The organism is Halopseudomonas sabulinigri (assembly GCF_900105255.1).
Classification (GTDB): domain Bacteria; phylum Pseudomonadota; class Gammaproteobacteria; order Pseudomonadales; family Pseudomonadaceae; genus Halopseudomonas; species Halopseudomonas sabulinigri.
The window spans coordinates 655,844-675,121 of sequence record NZ_LT629763.1 but is presented as its reverse complement, the minus strand read 5'-3'; the positions used below and the strand labels follow the sequence as shown (position 1 = coordinate 675,121).

Here is a 19,278-nt window from a genome sequence, read left to right as displayed (position 1 = left end):
CGACTGGTTCGGGGCGTTTTTTATGCAGCGTCCGTGCTCTTATGCGCGATCAGAAACGATAGGACAGCTGGGCCGAGAGGCCATGGGCGCTGTTCTGATATTCGGCGTTGTAGGTTGGCGCGTCGTCGTAGTTGACCTCGCCCTTGCTCTCGTAGAGATAGGAATAGGCCATGTCGAGTGTGACGTCCTGGTTGATGTCCCAACCGGCACCGAGCGAAAAGATCTTGCGGTCAGACACCGGAATGCGCGCGGTACGGTCGTTGTCATCGGTTGGCGATGGATCGACGGTGAAGCCGGCACGCAGCACCCAGCTTGGGTTGACCTGATAGGCCGCACCGACGGCAAACGACCAGATGTCCTTCCACTTGAGCTCTTCTGTCACAGTGCCTAACTGGCCAGCATAGAGCGCGGGTACGCCGCTGTTCTCAACCACAATTTCCTGCAGTTGGCTCCAGCGCGTCCAGGTAGCACCAGCGTAAAGCGTCCAGAAGTCATCGAGCTGATAGGTCAGCGAGGTATCGACTGACTCCGGTGAGGTGAAGTCCAGGCTGGCATCGTAGCTACCGTTCAGGTCGGGAATGCCGGGGACCGGGATAACCGGCGCATTGCTGACGCGAGTGCTGCCTTCCAGCTTGTAATCCACTTTGGAGTGGTAGGTCAGCCCCCAGGCAAGTGCGTCGGTAATGTCTACCAGTACGCCCGCATTGAAACCGTAGCCGACGTCGTCACCCTTGATGCTGACGTCAGTGTCTGGCCCTACGCCGGGAGCCAACGCGTTGGGTACTGCACTAGTCAGCTTGCCGTCAATCTTGTTGATGGTCGGGCCAAAGCCGATAGCTACGCGGTCATTCACCTGGTAACTCAGGGTAGGTTGCAGCGTTACTACCTGCACCTTGCTGTAGACACCGTGGTAGCGGCCCTGGAAGCTGTCTTCATAATCGCTGATAACGCCAAAGGGCGCGTAAACACCAACGCCGAAATGCCAGTCTTCGTTCAGTGGCGTGACGTAATAGCCAAACGGCACGGCCGCTACTGGCACCATGTCGCCGTCGTTGCTGCCTGGAAAGGTACCACTGGCGTTGCTGATATCAGTTTCAGCCGAGATAACGGCCAAGCCACCACTGACCTCGGCGCGGTCCAGCTTCGACATGCCGGCGGGGTTGCCAAACAGGGTACTGGCATCCTCAGCAGAGGAAGAACGACCGGCAAAACCGGTGCCCATACCACTGGCACTCTGTTCGTTGATGGTAAGCCCGTTGGCGAAGGCGGGGTGGGTCAGGGCGCTAATCGCGAGGGCGAGTGTCCCCTTGATCCAGGTGTGTTTTTTCATCTGGCGATACTCCAGCGCGTTGCGTTGTCATTGGAAGGGCGCGCAAATTAACAGCCATTGTCTTTTCGTGCCAGACTTGACTGACAACAAAAGCAGCAAAATGGCGGTTAAAGTCGGACTTATCAGCTTAGTTTGCGGAGAAAGATCGAAGTTCCATTAAAAACTGCCAACTCGCGCATGGCGCAGACGGCGCCACTGGCTCAAACGGCTTTTCAGCTCGGCCAGGGTGAGCAGGCCTTGGCTACGTGCTCGCGCCATCAGAATCAGCATTATTTCGGCGGTGGCGAGCGCGTCGGCTGCAGCGTTGTGCCGCTGGCTATTGCGCAGTTGGAAGTAACCCTGCCAGTCGTCCAGGCTACCTTGGGGCAAGTTGGCCTCCGGGAACAGCATGGGAGCCAGTTCTGCGGCATCAATGAATTTGTGACGCAGTTTGTAACCCAGATCCAGGCGCAAGCCGCGCAGCAACATACGCTGGTCAAACGCGGCGTGGAAGGCGACAAAGACGCACTCACCAGCGAAGTCCATGAAGTCGAGCAGGGCGTCGACGGCGTCCACGCCCCGGGCGATCTCGCTGGGGGCGATGCCGTGGATCAGAATGGATTCGGTTACCTTGTGGTCTTCGCGGTATAGCGTGCACTCATACTGGCTACCCAGATCGATGCAGTAGTCCCTGATCACCACAGCGCCGACCGAGAGAATGCGGTCGCGGTGCACATTCAAGCCACTGGTTTCCAGGTCCACCACCACCAGCCGCGCTGCACCCAGTGGTGTGGCGTCGAGCGCTTGTGGTTGGGGCAACTGCGCGCAACGCTGCTGCTGCGCAGCGCTCAGCGTCTGAGTTGGGCGCCGGGCCAGCCAGTCCAGTGGGTTCACAGGTTGTACCTCAGCGCCAGGCTGGCCTGCAGGCGTTTGGCCTGGCGAAAGGACTCGCGCAGGATGCGCCGATCCAGATGATTCAATTGGTCGGGATCAATGCGGTTACTGAAGGCTTTGCCGTCGGCGTCCTGCAGTTGGTGCTGCTGCATGCGTACCAGTTGAATGAACTGATAGGCCTCGACATAGGCGTCGGCATCGAGCGGTTCAATGACGCCGGCATCGCGCAGCATCTGCAGCCGTGTGAGCGTATTGCTGGCGGTGATGCCATTGGCCAGTGCCAACAGGCGCGCACCGTCCACAAAGGGGCCAAGGCCCTGCACCTTGAGGTCGAGCGTATCCTTTTCGCTGCCACTGCGAGCCAGAATGAATTCGCGCAGCCGCCCGATGGGCGGGCGATGCAGCAGCGCATTCTGCGCCATTTGTTGTTGAAATAGTGTGTTACTGGCAATGCGCTTGAGTACGCTCTGGAACATGCGCTCCGCGGCATCCGCCTTACCCCAGACCACGCGAAAATCGAAATAGATCGACGACGCCAGCAGATTTTGCGGCGTTGTGCTGTTGATCATGCGCTCAAAGCGTGCAGCCCATTCACTCGCCGACAGGCACAGCTGCGGGTTGCCCGCCATGATGTTGCCCTTGCACAGGGTAAAGCCACACTTGGCGAGCGCCTGGTTGATCCACTGCGCCACCGGCAGCAGCCGTTCACGGGCCTGATCGGCCTGATGCGGGCCCTCAGCGACAAACAGAATGCCGTTATCCTGATCGGTGTGTAACGTTTGCTCCTGCCGACCTTCGCTGCCAAAACACAGCCAGCTGAACTCAATGCCCGGGTCGTGCTGCTGCAGGCAGAGCTCGATAACCCGTCTTACGCTGTGATCGTTCAGCAGGGTAATGATGCGGGTAACCTGAGTGGATGAGGCGCCGTGCGCCAGCATGCTGTCGACCAGGCGGCGGATGTCGCTGCGTAGCGCGATCAGGCTCTCCAGGCGGGGCGCTTCGCGCAGGGTGCGCGCCATGTGCACTAGGTCCACGCGCTGCAGGGAAAACAGATCACGCTCGGAGACCACGCCGGTCAGCCGCCCGCCATCTACCAGACAGATATGCGCAATATGCTCGCTGGTCATGGCAATAGCCGCATCAAAAGCGCTGGCCGAGGAGGGCAGGTAACTGGGATTGGGCGTCATCACCTGACTGATCGGCTGCTCAAGATCTCCACTGGCGTCGGCGATCAGGCCGCGCAGGTCGCGCAAGGTGAAAATGCCCAGCGGCGCCTGCTGGGCATCGGTAATCACAATGCTGCCCACACTGGCCTGATGCATCAGTTTTACGGCGGCCCGTATCGGCGTGTCGGCCGCACAGGTGACAGGCGCCCGGCCGGAAAGCTCGGCCAGCTCGGCATCCAGCGAGTAATGCGAGCCCAGGCTTTCGCTGGCCTGCTGCTGCGCCTGCTGATTGACCTGATCCAGCAGGCTGCTGACGCCACGCAAGGCAAAGTCACGGAAGGGTAAGGAACGACGGAACAGGCTGACAAAGTCGTCGCGGCTGATGGTCAGGCAGAAGGTGTCTTCCCCCGCCAGATGCACGGTCCGGGTAGCGCGCTCACCGATCAGTGCGGCCAGCGGAAAACACTCGCCGGCGCTGATCTCAAAGGTGGTGTCCGGAACCGGCTGCCCGGCAATCAGCCGCTCGCCACGGATCAGCCCCTGCTTGACGATAAAGAACTGCTGCGCCGGTCCATCCTGGGGGTGCAGTATCTGCTCCCCCGCGGCATAAAAGCGCAGTTGGGCATGCTCTACCAGCCAGGCGAGGTGTGCATGCTCCATCAGGTTGAAAGGCGGGTAGGCCAGCAAAAAACTGACGGTGCCGTGTACGTTCTGCATCACGGCGGTCTTGCCGGCCGCCGCGAAGCGGTCTTCTCGGGTCATCTCGGCCAACCTGTTTGTTGTATAACGCCAGTTTGCAGCGCTGAGGATTGCCTGCCCATGCTACCTAAGTCTGGGGATGGCGGCGCCTGGAATATTCTGCCACTGTGCCCTCAGGGCGTGCGCCGCGCTGTTTCATCTGCCGGGCCGTTTTGCTATTGTGGCGGCTGCAATATCGCGTTCGGACAGCTTTTTGATTTCGCCGTTCAAAGCACGTCTCCCGACGCCTACTATTATAGAAAAGGCAATGAGCTAGGATGCCGCCATCGCAACAATGCGATGGAATAATAACGTACGGTTTTCTGCGCAAGGGGTGGGACTTGATCAAGGTACTGGTGGTTGATGACCATGACCTGGTTCGCATGGGCATCAGTCGGATGCTGGGTGATGTACCCGGCCTTACCGTGGTTGGCGAGGCAGATAGTGGCGAAACAGCCGTAACGCAAGCCCGCGCGCTGCGCCCGGACGTGGTCCTGATGGACGTACGCATGCCGGGTATCGGCGGCCTTGAGGCAACGCGCAAACTGGTTCAGCATGACAAGCACATCAAGGTCATCGCGGTGACGGTCTGCAATGAAGAACCATTCCCTTCGCGCTTGATGCAAGCGGGTGCCGCTGGATACGTTACCAAGGGGGCTGCGCTGGAAGAAATGGTCGCAGCTATCCGGCAAGTGCATTCCGGGCAACGCTATATCAGCCCGAATATCGCTCAGCTGCTGGTGCTCAAACATCTAAACCCTGGCGGCGAGTCACCCTTTGACTGCCTGTCCGAACGTGAAATTCAGATCGCACTGATGATCGTGGGGTGCGAGAAGGTCAACAGCATCTCTGACAAACTCTGCCTCAGCCCCAAGACCGTCAACACCTACCGCTACCGGATATTCGAGAAGCTTGGGGTGACCAGCGACGTGGAGCTGACGCTGCTGGCAGTGCGCAACGGCATGGTTGACACCCTGCACCAGTGAGCATGCCCGACGTCATCTTTGATCCCAAGGCGTTTCTGGCAACGGCCAGCAACAAGCCCGGCGTTTATCGAATGTTCGATGCGCAGGGTGAGCTGCTGTACGTGGGTAAGGCGAAGAGTCTGAAAAAGCGTCTCGCCAGCTATTTTCGCAAGACCGGGCTGAGCCCGAAAACTGAAGCGCTGGTGGCGCGCATTGCGCAGATCGATACCACCATAACGGCCAATGAGACCGAGGCGCTGTTGCTTGAACAGAGCCTGATCAAGAACAACCGCCCGCCGTACAATATCCTGCTGCGCGATGATAAGTCCTACCCCTACGTCTTTCTCTCCAGTAATGATGACTTTCCACGGCTGGGGCTGCATCGCGGAGCCAAGCGGGCGAAGGGTCGTTACTTTGGACCTTATCCGAGCGCCGGCGCGATTCGCGAAAGCCTCAGCCTGCTACAGAAAACGTTCATGGTGCGCCAGTGCGAGGACAGCTATTACCGCAATCGCACACGGCCCTGCCTGCAATATCAGATCAAGCGCTGCAAGGCGCCCTGCGTGGGGCTGGTGGACGAGGCCGAGTACGCCGAAGACGTGCGCCATTCGGTAATGTTCCTGGAAGGCCGAAGCAACGCGCTGGCCACCGAGCTGAATGAAGCCATGGAGCAGGCTTCCAGTGAGCTGAACTTCGAGCGTGCCGCCGAACTGCGCGACCAGATTGCGCTGCTACGGCGGGTGCAGGACCAACAGAGCATGGATACCGAGCAGGGCGATGTGGATATTGTCGCGGCGGTGGTTACCCCCGGCGGCGCCTGCGTGCACGTGGTCATGGTGCGCCAGGGCCGCGTGCTGGGCACCAAAAACCACTTCCCGCGTGTACCCATTGAACAGGACGCCGGGGAAGTCCTGGCGGCATTCCTGCCGCAGTATTATCTGGGTACTGCAGAGCGCGAGGTGCCGGCAGAGATCATCGTCAACGCCGAGCACGAGGACTTTGCCGTCATTGCCCAGGCCTTGAGCCAGACGCGCGGTAGCAACCTGCAAATCAGCCACCGGGTCCGCGGCAACCGCAAACGCTGGCTGGAGCTGGCACACAGCAACGCCGAGCAGTCGCTGGCCAGTCTGCTGGCCAACCGGCAGCATATTCAGGCGCGGTTTGAATCACTGCAGGAGGCGCTCAGCCTGGATGAAGTGCCGACGCGGCTTGAATGTTACGACATCAGCCATTCCAGTGGTGAAGCGACGGTCGCGTCCTGCGTGGTATTTGGCCCCGAGGGGCCGCTGAAGAGTGACTATCGGCGTTTTAACATCGAAGGCGTCACCGCCGGTGATGATTACGCCGCGATGCGTCAGGCGCTGTTACGGCGTTTCGGCCGGATTCAGGAAGGCGAGGGCAAGATGCCGGATATCCTGCTGGTCGACGGCGGCAAAGGGCAGATGAAAATGGCCATGGAAGTGATGCAGGAACTGGCGATCCACGACCTGACATTGCTTGGCGTCGCCAAGGGCGTTACCCGTAAAGCCGGTATGGAAACGCTGTTTCTCAACGACCCGCACAACGAGCTTGTGCTGCCCGGGCATTCTCCGGCGCTGCATCTGATACAGCATATCCGCGATGAAGCGCACCGCTTTGCCATTACCGGTCACCGCGCCCGGCGCGGCAAAGCGCGCACTACCTCCTCGCTGGAGGGCATCGCCGGTGTGGGGCCAAAGCGTCGCAGGGAGCTGCTCAAGCACTTTGGCGGACTACAGGAACTCAAGCGCGCCAGCGCCGCAGAAGTGGCCAAAGTACCAGGCGTCAGTAAAAAACTTGCGGAACAGATTTATGCAGCCCTGCATAGCGATTAGAATGCCCGCTTAGACGAGGCAGCCCACTACATGAATATTCCAAACATCCTGACGCTGATACGGGTCGGGCTTATCCCGATTTTTATCCTGTTGTTCTACATGCCGTATCACTGGAGCTATGTTGCGGCGGCCCTGGTTTTCACGCTGGCCGCCGTTACTGACTGGCTTGATGGTTACCTGGCGCGCAAGCTGCAACAGAGCACCCCCTTTGGCGCCTTTCTTGACCCTGTCGCCGATAAGTTGATGGTAGTGATCGCGCTGGTGCTACTGGTACAGCATCACGCCAACTTCTGGGTCACCGCACCTGCGGCTATCATCATTGGCCGCGAACTGGTCATCTCAGCCCTGCGCGAGTGGATGGCTGAAATGGGCGCCCGCGCCCAGGTGGCGGTATCCCAACTGGGCAAATACAAAACCGCGTTGCAGATGGTGGCACTCGTGGTGCTGTTGGCCAATCCGCCCCTGATCACCGGCTGGGTGGTGCTGGGGTACGTTCTGCTGGCGTTGTCGGCAGCGCTGACGCTATGGTCGATGGCGGTTTACCTGCGCGCTGCGTGGCCCCACCTGCGCCCGGACGCTGATCAAAATAGCAACAAATAACTTTTTTTGAATCAATAACTTGACAGGATGGCGCAGCGAGATAGAATGAGCGCCGTTCCAACGCTGGAAGCGCTAGAGCCGGAGAGCAACCGGTTGTATCTTCAGCGGAAAGAGCAAGAAGTATTTGCGAGACTGCTCATTGTTAGAGCACGACCTTCCGAGGTCGGGGTGGGGCGCATAGCTTCGCGAGGTTTCGCGACCCGGTGGGTCAGTTGTAGTAGATGTAAATTTGCGGGAATAGCTCAGTTGGTAGAGCACGACCTTGCCAAGGTCGGGGTCGCGAGTTCGAGTCTCGTTTCCCGCTCCAGTTTTTGTTGCGCTGACGTCATCCACAGCGCGATAGTCCCCTTATGAGGCCGGGTGGCAGAGTGGTCATGCAGCGGATTGCAAATCCGTGTACGCCGGTTCGATTCCGACCTCGGCCTCCATCTTTACGTTTCTTTCGCTAGCCCGGATGGCGAAATTGGTAGACGCAAGGGACTTAAAATCCCTCGATCGTAAGATCGTGCCGGTTCGACCCCGGCTCCGGGCACCAATTACCATGCGGGTTTGAGCCAGTCTGCTAGCCTCGGCGCTTTGCGCAAAATATCCTTTCTGTTCTGCCGTACTGCCTAGATTGCCTTTCCATTGCCTTGCCTGTACGCGTTACTGTGCCTGAAATCTGCGCGTGGCCATCCGTCTGTTCCTGTGTAACAAATTGATTCTATACTGCAGTTAGCTGCTCCAATGCAGGGGCGGTCTGGCAGCGCAGGGAGTTGAGGCATGGAGCACGAGTTGTTTTGGGCCAGTCTGGCTATTTTCTCGGTGGGCGTGCTGTTTATCTGTGCCGGTTTTTCCCGACGCGATAATGCCTCGGGTATCGGCTTGCTCTGGGTGGGGGCTGCCTGCATGCTGGGGTTGGTTTTCTACCATATTCCGAAGATGCTGCACCTGGCTTGAGCGAGTCGGCCAAAAGCCAGATATAAAAAAGGGAGGCTGAGGCCTCCCTGATGGCTGTTGCGGCTGCTCAGAAGTCGTAACGCACGCTGGCCTGCACACTACGCTCGGCACCGAACCAGCAGTTCAGTCCGTCGTAGCAACTGTAGTAGCGCTCATTGAACAGGTTGTTGGCCGTCAGTTTGACGCTGGCGCCGTCCATCGCGCTGCTCAAGCCGCTCAGGTCATAACCGATACTGGCGTCCACCAGGGTCGCCGAGGGTACCGTATCGGAGTTGAGCGCATCCAGCTCCGCTTCCCCGATGTAGCGCACACCGCCGCCCAGGGTCAGGCCGGCCAGCGGGCCGTTGAACACGTCGTAACTGGCCCAGGTAGAGAAGGTTTGATCGGGTACCCAGACCGGGGTCTTGCCCTGCAGCCCACTGTTGTCTTTGGTGACTTCCACATCCTGATAGTTGTAACTGGCCATCAGATTCAGGTTGCGGGTGAGCTGACTGCGGGCTTCGAGTTCAATCCCCTGGGAGCGCACCTCACCGGCCTGAATCTTGTCATAGGGCGTGCCGTTGGGGTCGCGGGTGAGCACGTTTTCCTTGTCGATACGGTATAGCGCAATCGAGCCGGTGGTCTGCTTGTTCGGCGTACTGTACTTGATACCGGTTTCCCACTGCTTGGCGGTAGAGGGCTCATAGGTTTGTCCCAGACGGTCGAGCCCTCCAACCGGCTCGAAGCTCTCGGCGTAGCTGATGAAGGGTGACAGCCCGTTGCTGAACTCGTAGAGCGCACCGGCGCGCCAAGAGGTGTTGTTCTGGTCTATCTTGCCATCTACGTTGGCGCCGTACTGAAGGCCGTGCTCGCGGGACTCAAAAGTGTCGTAGCGGCCGCCGGCGATCAGCACCCACTGGCCAATGCGCAGCTGATCCTGGAAGTAGACGCCGATCTGTTCTTTTTCGAGGGTAAATTGGCTGCTGTACCCGGACGCAGCAAAGTCCAGTGCGCTGCCAACAATCTGGTGATGATCCGGGTTGTAGATATCAATGGACGGCGCAGCGGCGTCTTCATAGCCAATATCGCTCTCCATCTTGGTGTAATCCACGCCCAGCAGCAGGTTATGCTCGGCCGCGCCGGTTATCACGATGCCGGACAACTGATTATCCACGGCGAAGCCTTCGGTGGTCTCATCGGTCAGATAGGCGCGGCGCCCAAGGGTGCGCTGATCTGCCGCCAGTCCGGTGGTGTAGGTATTTTCCTGGTAGGCATCGCCGTGCTGGTAACGGAAGTTCTGCAGGAAGTTCCAGTTGTCGCTGATCTGGTGGTCGATCTTGTAGCCGAGCATCAGCACTTCACGTTCGTAGGTATTCCAATCGGCGTCGCCGCTGTAGGCATCCTCATCGAGGTCACCATTGATATTGTCCTGAAACAGTCCCTGGGCGGGCAGTGTGGTGTAGATGCCCATGTCCGGGTCTTTCTGATAGTAGGCGTTCAGGTTGATCAGGGTATCGTCGGACATTTGCCAGTCAACCGACGGAGCCAGCATCAGACGCTCGTTTTCCGAGGTTTCGGCCTGACCATCGCTGCTGTTGGCCAGACCATTGAAGCGATAGGTCAAGTCGGAGCTGCCCAGCTGTCCTGCAGAGTCGAAGGTGACTTCCTTTAGCTTGTTAGTGCCCACACTGAGCTCGACGCTGTTGTAGGCGTCCGGCAGCGGTTTTTTGCTGATCAGGTTGACCATACCGCCCGGCGGCATGGCGCCATACAGCGACGAAGTAGGGCCCTTGAAGACTTCTACCTGTTGCACGGCCTGCATGTCGATCTGCGTCTGCAGGTTCCAGTCGTTGTACAGCAGGGGCAGCCCATCGTAAAAATTCTGGTAGTTGATGAAACCGCGGATATTGAACAGATCCAGCCGGCTGACGGCGCCACCGCGCAGCTCGGTGTTGACGCCCGGGGTGTAACGCAGCGCTTCGGCAACACTGTCGGCGTCACGTGCCTCCAGCGCCTGCTCGTCAATCACCGAAATACCCTGGGGCGTTTCCTCGGGGCTCAGCTGCGTTTTGGTCGCGGTATTACGGTAGGTACTGCCATAGACAGTCATGCTGTCGAGCTGCTGCTCTTGTACCTCTTGCTGAGCCTGGGCCGTAGGGAAATACGATGCGCTGGCGATAGCCGTAGCAAGGAGGGTATGGCGGAAAAGAGGTTGCACGTTCATTGCGGCTCCGAGCAGGTTTAGATGTCGAGATAAATGATAATGATTCTATTTTATCTTCGAGCGCGGAACGCGACTTAACAATTTGGTGCATGGCACAGGGCCAGAGGCTCTGTTTCGAGGGGTGAGCAGAGGCGGGCTAGCGCGGTTTGATCGGCACCCAGTACTCCATGTAGCTCTCCACATGGCCGGCGCGAAAACGCTGGTCGTATATTTCGAGATCGAATCCGTTGACGCCACGGTAGCCGGATTCAGGCAACCAATGGCGAATAAACCACTCCAGTACGTTCTGCAGGCCTTCCAGCGGGCCGTGATAGGGGATTACGGCGTACTCCTGTGCCGGCACCTGCAGCACACGAAAGCCATCGGCAATGCCCGACACGCCGGGCTCAAGGCATGCCCAGTAGGGGAAGCGGCCCTGATTCGCCTCCGCGTGGGTAAGGTCCAGCACACCCAGCAGCGTCAGCGAGCTTAAATCCAGCTGCGCAGCGCGGGCGCGGCCAAGCAGCTCACCCCAGAGTGCCGGTACGCTGGTGGCAAAGTCCGGCGAATCAGCAAACAGTCCACTGACCGGCGCACTGATGCCAACAGTCTCGAACGCCGGCCGGTTTTCGACCCTGATCGACAGCATGGGTTTGTGCATTGCAGGCGGCAGCCGCGGCGCATCCTGCAGATTGATCGAGGCCAGCATACCGGTACGCTTGCCGCGCTGGCGGTAGGTACCCGGTGCACAGCCAAACATCTGACGAAAGCTGCGGCTGAAGCTGATCTCGGTCTCGAAGCCACAGCTGAGCGCGATATCCAGCTGCCGCTGCGGCGTGCTGATCAGCATTTCTGCCGCGCGGCTCAGGCGCAACTGACGAATGTATTGCGCCACGGTAAAGCCGGTGGCTGCGGTGAACACCCGTTGAAACTGCCAGCGCGACCAGCAGCTTTGCGCTGCCAGATTTTCCACCGACAGGGCATCGTCCAGGTGGCAGTGAATGTAACTGAGCACGCGCTCAATGCGCGTCAGTCGCTGGTCGGAGGAGGTTTGCAAGGTAGTACGGCTCGTGCTCGCGGAATGCAGCCACGATACCCGATATCGCAGCAAATACAAGTCATTCGCATTTGAGCGCATTCATAAAGCTTTCACCTTTTGGTCATTTCATGGTCACGCCGCGCTGGCGCAATCGGAGTCAAGACAACAGGAGAGCGCATCATGCAAATCTGCGTCATTGGCTGTGGCTACGTTGGGCTGGTAACGGCGGTCTGTTTCGCCGAAATGGGCAATAGTGTCACCTGTGTGGACAGCAATGGTGAGCGCATTGCCGCCCTTGAAAAGGGTATTTCGCCGATTTTCGAGCCCGGTATCGAAGCGTTGCTGCACAGCAACATCGCTGGCGGCCGGCTGACATTCAGCAGTAGCCTGGCAGCAGCGGCGCCTGACGCAGAGATCGTCTTCATCGCCGTGGGCACGCCATCGGCCAGCGATGGCGCGGCAGACGTTTCGCAGATTCTGGCGGTGGCACAGGCGCTATCCGAGCATCTGAGCAAACCAGCCATTGTCGTCTGCAAGTCCACTGCGCCGGTCGGCACCGCCTGCCGAGTGCAAGCCATCCTGGATCGAACTCCAGCTGGCCTGCAGCACCGTGTGGTGAGCAACCCGGAGTTTCTCAAGGAGGGCGACGCGTTGAACGATTTCATGCGGCCGGACCGGATCATTATCGGTACCGACGACCGTCATTCGCAGCGCGTCATGCACCAACTGTATGAGCCCTTCGTGCGTAACCACGACCGCATCATGTTCATGTCGCGCCGTGCGGCCGAGATGACCAAGTACGCTGCCAACGCTTTTCTGGCCACGAAGATTTCCTTCATAAACGAGATGGCGGCTTTCTGCGATGAGTTTGCCGTGGATGTCGAGCAAGTGCGCAAAGGTATCGGCGCCGATCAACGCATTGGTCATCACTTTATATATGCCGGTTGTGGCTACGGTGGCTCCTGTTTCCCCAAGGACATACGGGCGATGCTGCACATGGCAGAAACCCAGGGCACACGCATGCCCATTCTGGAAGCCGTAGAGGCGCGCAACCAATTACAGAAGGAGTGGCTGTTCCGCTGTTTACAGCGAAGCCTGGGGCAGGATCTGCGCGGCGTGACGGTGGCAATCTGGGGCCTGGCATTCAAGCCGGGCACGGATGATATTCGCGATGCACCCAGCCGTGTGCTGATAGAGTCCCTGTTGGCTACCGGCGCGCGAATCCAGGCTTTTGACCCCATCGCCGCCGATAACATCGCACGGTGCTATGCGCGAGCGGTGGCTGAGGGTCAACTGGCACTGGGCGACGCGCCTTACGCCGTATTGAACAACGCCGACGCCCTGGTACTGGTAACCGAGTGGAAACAGTTCAGGCAACCGGATTTTGCGCTGATGCGCACCTTGATGCGTCGGCCGCTGCTGTTGGATGGCCGCAATCAGTACGACCCTCAGCAGGTTGAGCGCGCCGGCTTTGCCTATCACGGGGTAGGCCGCCCGGCCAGCCGGCCTCAGCTGCCTGCCTTGCGCCGGGCTGGTTGAAGGGCAGAGGCGGCTGCCACGCGTCGACGTCTTTGCGGTATGCTGGAGACCTCACTCCACAGCGAAAAGGCGAGTATGTCCGACTACGATTTTGATCTCTTTGTGATTGGCGCCGGGTCTGGCGGTGTGCGTGCCAGCCGAATGGCCGCCGGCTTCGGTGCCCGCGTGGCGGTGGCTGAGGACCGCTACCTGGGCGGCACTTGCGTCAATGTGGGTTGTGTACCCAAAAAGCTGTTTGCCTATGCCGCGCACTTTGCCGAGGATATTGCCGACGCAGCGGGCTTTGGCTGGGATATCGCCAGCCCCGATTTTACCTGGGCACGCCTGCTGGAGAACAAGAATCAGGAAATCACTCGCCTGAACGGGATCTATCACAACCTGCTGACTTCCGCCGGCGTTAGCTTGATCAACGGACGCGCGCGTCTGCAGGATGCTCACCACGTGGTGGTGGGGGAGACCACCTACAGTGCCGAGCGGATTCTCATCGCTACCGGTGGCTGGCCGTTCATCCCGGAATTTCCGGGGCGTGAGCACGTAATCAGCTCGAATGAGGCCTTCTTCCTGGATGCCTTACCCAAGCGCACGCTGGTGGTGGGTGGTGGTTACATCGCGGTCGAGTTCGCCTGCATTTTCGAGGGGCTTGGCTGCGAGTCTCGGCTGTTGTACCGCGGCGACCTGTTCCTGCGCGGCTTTGATCGGGGCATTCGCGAACATATGGCGCAGACCCTTGGCAATAAAGGTCTGGAGTTGACCTTCAATGCCGATGTGGAGCGCATCGACAAGCAGGCGGACGGCAGCCTGAAAGTCACCCTGAACAACGGTGAAACCATTGCAACCGACCTGGTGTTGTACGCTACCGGCCGCCGTCCGCACCTGGACGGGCTTGGGCTGGAAAACACCGCGGTGACATTGGACGACAAGGGTTTCATCGCGGTCGATACGGACTACCAGACCACCGAGCCATCTATCTATGCGATCGGCGATGTGACCGATACCCTGCAGCTCACACCCGTTGCGCTCGCCGAAGGCATGGCGCTGGCACGGCGACTGTACAAGCCCGACGAGTACGTGCCGGTTGATTACAACGACATCCCGACTGCGGTGTTCTGTATCCCGAATATCGCCACATTGGGCTTGAGTGAAGAAGATGCGCGGGCAGCCGGGCACAAGCTGCGTATCTTTGAGAGCCGCTTTCGGGCCATGCGCAACACCCTGGCCGGCCGCAGCGAGCAGAGCTTCATGAAGCTGGTGGTCGATCAGCAAAGTGATCGTATTTTGGGTATTCACATGATCGGGCCGGATGCCGGCGAGATTCTGCAGGGCCTGGCGGTGGCAGTTAAAGCTGGCGCGACCAAGGCGGTTTTTGATGCCACATTGGGCATTCATCCCACCGCTGCCGAGGAGTTTGTTACCATGCGCACCCCCACCCGCGAGGACTGATCGCGGTTCGCTGCGGAGTGTGAAGTATGAGCTGGTTCTACGCGTTCGATTTGTTCGGTGTCGCGGTGTTCGCCATTACCGGCGCGCTGATGGCCGGACGCAAATCGATGGACCTGTTTGGCGTACTGGTGATCGCTATTGTTACCTCCCTGGGTGGTGGTACGCTGCGCGACGTGATACTTGGCCGCCATCCCGTCAGTTGGATCGGCAACGACCTGTATATTCTGGTGGCCAGCTTGGCGGCCATCGGCACCGTGCTCTGGGTTCGCTTCACCCAACCTATAAACGAGCGCGGTCTGCTGGTAGCCGACGCCTTTGGGCTGGCTGTTTTCACTGTGCTGGGGACTCAGGTAGCGCTGGCGCACGATGTGCCGATGAGCGCGGCCGTAATCATGGGTGTGATGACAGGCGTCGCCGGGGGCGTCATGCGTGACATTATCTGCAATGAAATCCCGCTGATTTTCCACAAGGAAATCTACGCCACGGCCTGCATTGCCGGCGCACTTATCTATATCGCCTTGCAGCAACTGCAGCTAGGCACAGACCTGGCGTCGATTCTCGCCATGCTGGCAGTGCTCGGCATTCGCCTTGCGGCCATTCGCTGGCACCTTGAGCTGCCGCGCTTTCACCTGCTTGACCGCGAGCCGCACGACTCCGATCAGTGATCGCCGTGGGTTGAATGGCTGTCCTTCGGCGCTTGCGGCTCGGCGTCGGCCTGAATATTCACTACCACCTCAACATCACCGGCTTCGGCGAAGTGCAGGGTAAGGGGGAAGTGCTCGCCAGCATTCAAGGGCTGGGCAAGGTTAAACAGCATCAGGTGATAGCCGCCAGGTTGAAACGTGAGGCGTTCTCCGGCGGCAATCGGCAGGTCCACGACCTGCTGCATTTTCATCAATCCATCCTGATGCAGGTGCTCGTGCATTTCGACCTTGCCGGCAATCGGTGTGTCGGCGCCGAGCAGGGTATCCCCGTGCTCGCCGTGGTTGGTGATACTCAAGTAGGCCGCTCCGGTTTTTGCCACTGCGGGCAACGCGCGGGACCAGGGGTGATCAATATGCAATGTGCCCGCCTCAAATTCGTGCGCGGCCAGCAGGGGCGACAAGCAGCAGAAAAACAGCACGGATAAAACTTTGTGAAATGACATCAGCAGTCCTTGTGATCCGAAGCGAAACAGGCCTAACCTTAGCAGGCAACCGGGGGACATATCGACCAGAACCTGCGCTTGAGTAGTGCCGCGTTAAAAGTTTCAGAAAATGTCGATTGCTATACAAAATCAAACTGAAGATAGCTATTCGCCAGCATGAAATTGGCCCACAATCTGGGTACAGCATTCAGTCTGGTGGCCGAGGAAGCCTGCCGTGGTAGACCAAAATAAATCAGCAGAACGCAGACGTCTGGAGCGCCACTCAGTGAGCACAAGCCTTGAAGTTTTCGATTTGGATACCGGAGATCACCTTGGTCGGGTTGTGGACCTGCACGCAGAGGGGCTGATGCTGCTCAGTGAGCGTCCGCTTGACCTGTTTCGCTCCTTTGCCCTGCAGGTCAACCTGCCGATGACCCTCAATGGAATGACCGAATTTCTGATCGACGCGGAAAGCCTGTGGAACCGTGAAAGCATCAGCGGCCAGCAGTACTGGACCGGGTTGCACTTCACCAATCTACCGGAGGAGTCCCGCCAGTGTATTGAGCGCATGGTCGCCAGCCGCTGACCTGACTCAGCATGCACATGCAAGTTTGAAAAGAGCAGCCACCGGCTGCTCTTTTTTTTTGCGCAGCCCTCACTAGCGCCGCCGGGCGTTATCTAAAGCGCCAGTCTGTGTAACAGAGTATTCACAACTCCATATATGATTTTCCGTATATACTCGCTCCGTGCCGGCGAGCCTGACCGGCATGCCATATCAACAACGCTGGAGTCGCCGATGTCAGACTTGTTGACACCCACCGCCGTATTCAAATGCCTGGCCGACGACACCCGTGTGCGGCTGATGTTGTTGATTACCGGCGAAGTGGAGCTGTGTGTGTGCGAGCTTACCTGCGCCCTTGAGCAGAGCCAGCCCAAGGTCTCACGGCATCTTGCACAGTTACGCCGCTGTGGTCTGCTGGCTGACCGGCGGCAGGGGCAATGGGTCTATTATCGATTGCATCCACAACTGCCTGACTGGGTAGCCCTGGTGCTGCAACAGACGCTCGGTGCCAACCAGCACTGGCTGCACCCCGACCGCGAGCGGCTCGCAGCCATGGGCGACCGGCCGGAGCGGCAAAGTAGCTGCTGCTGAGCTGCGTCCGGGGGTTATCGGCAGGCAGCGGCACGCACTGCCATGAGACAACATACAACGCGAGGATTTGTCATGACGATCAAAGTGGGCATCAATGGGTTCGGCCGCATCGGCCGCTTGGCACTGCGCGCAGCCTGGGATTGGCCAGAGCTGGAGTTTGTGCAGATTAACGATCCCGCTGGCGACGCAGCAACCCACGCGCATCTGTTGAACTTCGACTCGGTGCACGGCCGCTGGCAGCACGAGGCGAGCAGTGCAGATGGCAGTCTGGTGATTGGCGGTCAGCGTCTAAGGCTTAGCGCCAACAAGGCGATTGCGGACACTGACTGGAGCGGCTGTGACCTGGTACTGGAAGCTAGCGGCAAGATGAAAACCACAGCACTCTTGCAAGGCTACCTTGAGCAAGGCGTCAAGCGCGTGGTGGTGTGTGCGCCAGTTAAGGAATCCGGTGTACTGAATGTCGTGCTGGGGGTGAATCATGAGTTGTTCGACCCGGCGCAGCACCGCATTGTTACCGCCGCCTCCTGCACCACCAATTGCCTGGCGCCGGTGGTGAAAGTCATTCACGAGGCACTCGGCATTCGTCATGGCTCAATTACCACCATCCATGATCTGACGAACACCCAGAGCATTCTAGATCAGCCGCACAAGGACCTGCGTCGCGCACGGGCCTGCGGCATGAGCCTGATTCCGACCTCCACCGGCTCGGCAACTGCCATCGCCGAGATTTTCCCGGCCCTGCGCGGCAAGCTGAACGGCCACGCCGTGCGCGTACCGCTGGCCAACGCCTCGCTGACCGATTGCGTGTTTGAGGTGGAGCGCAGTACCACGGTAGAGGAGGTCAATGCGCTGTTCAAAACCGCCGCCGCCGGGCCGTTGAAAAACATTCTGGGCTATGAAGAGCGCCCGCTGGTGTCGATCGATTACCGCACCGATCCGCGCTCCTCGATTGTTGATGCGCTGTCGACCATGGTAATCAACGGCACTCAGGTAAAAATCTATGCCTGGTACGACAACGAGTGGGGCTACGCCAACCGTGCAGTCGAGCTGGCCCGCTTGGTCGGCCAGGCTGGCTGAGGCGCAGCGCATGCGGAACTTGTCAGCCTTGTCTGCGGACGTGCGCCAGTATCTTGTGGTTACCGCCAACTACTGGGCGTTCACGCTAACCGATGGCGCGCTGCGCATGTTGGTGGTGCTGCATTTTCATACCCTGGGCTACAGCCCGCTGCAGATTGCCGCGCTCTTTCTGTTCTACGAGATATTTGGCGTGGTCACCAATCTGGTCGGCGGCTATCTCGGTGCGCGCATTGGCCTCAACCGCACCATGAACCTGGGCTTGGGAATCCAGGTCGCGGCGCTACTCATGCTGACTGTGCCGGCGGCGATGCTGACCGTGCCTTGGGTAATGGGCGCGCAAGCCCTCTCAGGCATCGCCAAAGACTTGAACAAGATGAGCGCGAAAAGCTCGATCAAGCTGCTGGTGGCCGATGGCGAGCAGGGCACCCTGTACCGCTGGGTGGCGATACTGACAGGCTCAAAAAACGCGCTGAAGGGCGTTGGTTTCTTCCTCGGTGGGGGCTTGCTGGGATTGCTGGGATTCACTGGCGCAGTGCTGACAATGGCGGCTGCCTTGGCAATGGTCTGGCTGGCGAGCTTGCTGCTGTTGAAAAAGGACCTCGGCAAAGCCAGCAGCAAACCCAAGTTTCGCGACATGCTATCCAAGAGCAGGCCGATCAACGTGTTGTCCGCCGCGCGTCTGTGTCTGTTTGGCGCCCGGGATGTGTGGTTTGTCATCGCGCTGCCAGTGTATTTGAGCAGCGTGTTTGGCTGGAACTTTTGGCTGGTCGGCGGGTTTTTGGCGGCCTGGGTGATTGGCTATGGCGCCGTGCAATCGGTCGCCCCTGCGCTAACGCGGCGTCGCAACGGAGATGTGCCTGATGGTCGCTCAGCCGCAGTATGGGCGTTCGTGCTGGCTGGCCTGCCAGCGGTAATCGCGCTCACTCTGGGCGCAGGCTGGCAGCCACAGATAGCCTTGCTCGGCGGCCTGATGCTGTTTGGCGTGCTCTTTGCCATCAACTCGTCGCTGCACAGCTATCTGATTGTCAGTTATGCAAAAGCGGATGGCGTGTCGCTGGATATCGGCTTCTATTACATGTCCAACGCGCTTGGCAGATTGCTTGGCACGGTATTGTCGGGCTGGGTATACCAGGCTTATGGCTTGCCGGCATGCCTGTGGGTGTCCAGTGCCCTGGTGCTCTTGGCAGCATTGATTTCCGTGGCACTGCCCCAGCGCGATCAGCTAACCCAGCGGCCAGCCTGACACTGTGCAGGCTAG

At 59.2% G+C, this 19,278-nt stretch carries 17 protein-coding genes and 3 tRNA genes; 14 read left to right on the top strand and 6 right to left on the bottom strand.

Features of this window, described 5'->3' with window-relative positions; all coding sequences use genetic code 11:
• Positions 1–49: 49 nt before the first annotated feature.
• The 3 genes from BLU26_RS02930 to BLU26_RS02920 all read right to left on the bottom strand — a co-directional run bounded on the left by BLU26_RS02930 (position 50) and on the right by BLU26_RS02920 (position 4,131).
• Positions 50–1,330: an OmpP1/FadL family transporter gene (locus tag BLU26_RS02930; protein ID WP_092283695.1), complete on the bottom strand. Its 1,281-nt coding sequence runs from the start codon at positions 1,328–1,330 to the stop codon at positions 50–52.
• Positions 1,331–1,486: 156 nt separating this feature from the next.
• Positions 1,487–2,203: a 3'-5' exonuclease gene (locus tag BLU26_RS02925; protein ID WP_092283693.1), complete on the bottom strand. Its 717-nt coding sequence runs from the start codon at positions 2,201–2,203 to the stop codon at positions 1,487–1,489.
• Positions 2,200–4,131 carry a putative nucleotidyltransferase substrate binding domain-containing protein gene (locus BLU26_RS02920; RefSeq protein WP_092283691.1) on the bottom strand — a complete coding sequence of 644 codons (1,932 nt, stop codon included), beginning with the start codon at positions 4,129–4,131 and terminating at the stop codon, positions 2,200–2,202. The genes BLU26_RS02925 and BLU26_RS02920 overlap by 4 nt, the downstream gene beginning before the upstream one ends.
• Positions 4,132–4,448: 317 nt before the next feature.
• Here BLU26_RS02920 and uvrY point away from each other — a divergent pair, with 317 nt between their 5' ends.
• The 7 genes from uvrY to BLU26_RS18525 all read left to right on the top strand — a co-directional run bounded on the left by uvrY (position 4,449) and on the right by BLU26_RS18525 (position 8,464).
• Positions 4,449–5,093: a UvrY/SirA/GacA family response regulator transcription factor gene (uvrY, locus tag BLU26_RS02915; protein ID WP_092283689.1), complete on the top strand. Its 645-nt coding sequence runs from the start codon at positions 4,449–4,451 to the stop codon at positions 5,091–5,093.
• A gap of 2 nt (positions 5,094–5,095) precedes the next feature.
• Positions 5,096–6,925: an excinuclease ABC subunit UvrC gene (gene uvrC / locus BLU26_RS02910; protein ID WP_092283687.1), complete on the top strand. Its 1,830-nt coding sequence runs from the start codon at positions 5,096–5,098 to the stop codon at positions 6,923–6,925.
• A 30-nt stretch (positions 6,926–6,955) separates the two neighbouring features.
• Positions 6,956–7,525: a CDP-diacylglycerol--glycerol-3-phosphate 3-phosphatidyltransferase gene (gene pgsA, locus BLU26_RS02905; protein ID WP_092283685.1), complete on the top strand. Its 570-nt coding sequence runs from the start codon at positions 6,956–6,958 to the stop codon at positions 7,523–7,525.
• Positions 7,526–7,756: 231 nt separating this feature from the next.
• Positions 7,757–7,832: transfer RNA gene (locus tag BLU26_RS02900), tRNA-Gly, on the top strand.
• 47 nt (positions 7,833–7,879) lie between these two features.
• Positions 7,880–7,953 (top strand) — tRNA-Cys (locus BLU26_RS02895).
• Positions 7,954–7,973: 20 nt separating this feature from the next.
• A tRNA-Leu gene (locus BLU26_RS02890) sits at positions 7,974–8,060 on the top strand.
• A 227-nt stretch (positions 8,061–8,287) separates the two neighbouring features.
• Positions 8,288–8,464 carry a hypothetical protein gene (locus tag BLU26_RS18525; protein ID WP_157719284.1) on the top strand — a complete coding sequence of 59 codons (177 nt, stop codon included), beginning with the start codon at positions 8,288–8,290 and terminating at the stop codon, positions 8,462–8,464.
• A gap of 67 nt (positions 8,465–8,531) precedes the next feature.
• Here BLU26_RS18525 and BLU26_RS02885 read toward each other — a convergent pair whose 3' ends face one another.
• Together BLU26_RS02885 and BLU26_RS02880 are read right to left on the bottom strand one after the other, a co-directional pair.
• Positions 8,532–10,667, bottom strand: coding sequence for a TonB-dependent siderophore receptor (locus BLU26_RS02885; RefSeq protein WP_092283683.1), 2,136 nt, complete (start codon positions 10,665–10,667; stop codon positions 8,532–8,534).
• A gap of 136 nt (positions 10,668–10,803) precedes the next feature.
• Positions 10,804–11,703 (bottom strand): AraC family transcriptional regulator, encoded by a 900-nt coding sequence (locus BLU26_RS02880; protein ID WP_197674526.1) that lies wholly within the window; start codon positions 11,701–11,703, stop codon positions 10,804–10,806.
• A 162-nt stretch (positions 11,704–11,865) separates the two neighbouring features.
• Between BLU26_RS02880 and BLU26_RS02875 the strand changes: the two genes are divergently transcribed.
• From BLU26_RS02875 to BLU26_RS02865, 3 genes are all read left to right on the top strand, one after another.
• Positions 11,866–13,224, top strand: coding sequence for a UDP-glucose dehydrogenase family protein (locus BLU26_RS02875; RefSeq protein ID WP_092283679.1), 1,359 nt, complete (start codon positions 11,866–11,868; stop codon positions 13,222–13,224).
• A 75-nt stretch (positions 13,225–13,299) separates the two neighbouring features.
• A complete protein-coding gene (gene gorA / locus BLU26_RS02870) occupies positions 13,300–14,664 on the top strand; it encodes a glutathione-disulfide reductase (protein ID WP_092283677.1) in 1,365 nt (454 codons plus the stop codon).
• A 26-nt stretch (positions 14,665–14,690) separates the two neighbouring features.
• Positions 14,691–15,329 carry a trimeric intracellular cation channel family protein gene (locus tag BLU26_RS02865; protein WP_092283675.1) on the top strand — a complete coding sequence of 213 codons (639 nt, stop codon included), beginning with the start codon at positions 14,691–14,693 and terminating at the stop codon, positions 15,327–15,329.
• Here the strand turns inward: BLU26_RS02865 and BLU26_RS02860 are convergent.
• Entirely contained in the window at positions 15,323–15,811 is a 489-nt protein-coding gene (locus BLU26_RS02860; protein WP_092283673.1) for a copper chaperone PCu(A)C, read from the bottom strand. The two genes, BLU26_RS02865 and BLU26_RS02860, sit on opposite strands and share 7 nt — an antisense overlap.
• Before the next feature lie 265 nt (positions 15,812–16,076).
• On the opposite strand from BLU26_RS02860, the gene BLU26_RS02855 reads away from it, so the two are divergent.
• From BLU26_RS02855 to arsJ, 4 genes are all read left to right on the top strand, one after another.
• Complete coding sequence (locus tag BLU26_RS02855; RefSeq protein WP_157719283.1) at positions 16,077–16,376, top strand: PilZ domain-containing protein; 300 nt, start codon at positions 16,077–16,079, stop codon at positions 16,374–16,376.
• A gap of 210 nt (positions 16,377–16,586) precedes the next feature.
• Positions 16,587–16,943, top strand: coding sequence for a metalloregulator ArsR/SmtB family transcription factor (locus BLU26_RS02850; RefSeq protein WP_092283669.1), 357 nt, complete (start codon positions 16,587–16,589; stop codon positions 16,941–16,943).
• Positions 16,944–17,015: 72 nt separating this feature from the next.
• Positions 17,016–18,020 carry an ArsJ-associated glyceraldehyde-3-phosphate dehydrogenase gene (locus tag BLU26_RS02845; RefSeq protein ID WP_092283667.1) on the top strand — a complete coding sequence of 335 codons (1,005 nt, stop codon included), beginning with the start codon at positions 17,016–17,018 and terminating at the stop codon, positions 18,018–18,020.
• A 10-nt stretch (positions 18,021–18,030) separates the two neighbouring features.
• On the top strand, positions 18,031–19,263 hold the full coding sequence (gene arsJ, locus BLU26_RS02840) for an organoarsenical effux MFS transporter ArsJ (protein WP_092283665.1): 1,233 nt from the start codon (positions 18,031–18,033) through the stop codon (positions 19,261–19,263).
• Positions 19,264–19,278: the final 15 nt, after the last annotated feature.

Bases quoted from the DNA above. Each gene is read 5' to 3' on its own strand.
- BLU26_RS02930 (WP_092283695.1), bottom strand. From the start codon at position 1,330: ATGAAAAAACACACCTGGATCAAGGGGACACTCGCCCTCGCGATTAGC.
- BLU26_RS02920 (WP_092283691.1), bottom strand. From the start codon at position 4,131: ATGACCCGAGAAGACCGCTTCGCGGCGGCCGGCAAGACCGCCGTGATG.
- uvrC (WP_092283687.1), top strand. From the start codon at position 5,096: ATGCCCGACGTCATCTTTGATCCCAAGGCGTTTCTGGCAACGGCCAGC.
- pgsA (WP_092283685.1), top strand. From the start codon at position 6,956: ATGAATATTCCAAACATCCTGACGCTGATACGGGTCGGGCTTATCCCG.
- BLU26_RS18525 (WP_157719284.1), top strand. From the start codon at position 8,288: ATGGAGCACGAGTTGTTTTGGGCCAGTCTGGCTATTTTCTCGGTGGGC.
- BLU26_RS02885 (WP_092283683.1), bottom strand. From the start codon at position 10,667: ATGAACGTGCAACCTCTTTTCCGCCATACCCTCCTTGCTACGGCTATC.
- BLU26_RS02875 (WP_092283679.1), top strand. From the start codon at position 11,866: ATGCAAATCTGCGTCATTGGCTGTGGCTACGTTGGGCTGGTAACGGCG.
- gorA (WP_092283677.1), top strand. From the start codon at position 13,300: ATGTCCGACTACGATTTTGATCTCTTTGTGATTGGCGCCGGGTCTGGC.
- BLU26_RS02865 (WP_092283675.1), top strand. From the start codon at position 14,691: ATGAGCTGGTTCTACGCGTTCGATTTGTTCGGTGTCGCGGTGTTCGCC.
- BLU26_RS02860 (WP_092283673.1), bottom strand. From the start codon at position 15,811: ATGTCATTTCACAAAGTTTTATCCGTGCTGTTTTTCTGCTGCTTGTCG.
- BLU26_RS02850 (WP_092283669.1), top strand. From the start codon at position 16,587: ATGTCAGACTTGTTGACACCCACCGCCGTATTCAAATGCCTGGCCGAC.
- BLU26_RS02845 (WP_092283667.1), top strand. From the start codon at position 17,016: ATGACGATCAAAGTGGGCATCAATGGGTTCGGCCGCATCGGCCGCTTG.
- arsJ (WP_092283665.1), top strand. From the start codon at position 18,031: ATGCGGAACTTGTCAGCCTTGTCTGCGGACGTGCGCCAGTATCTTGTG.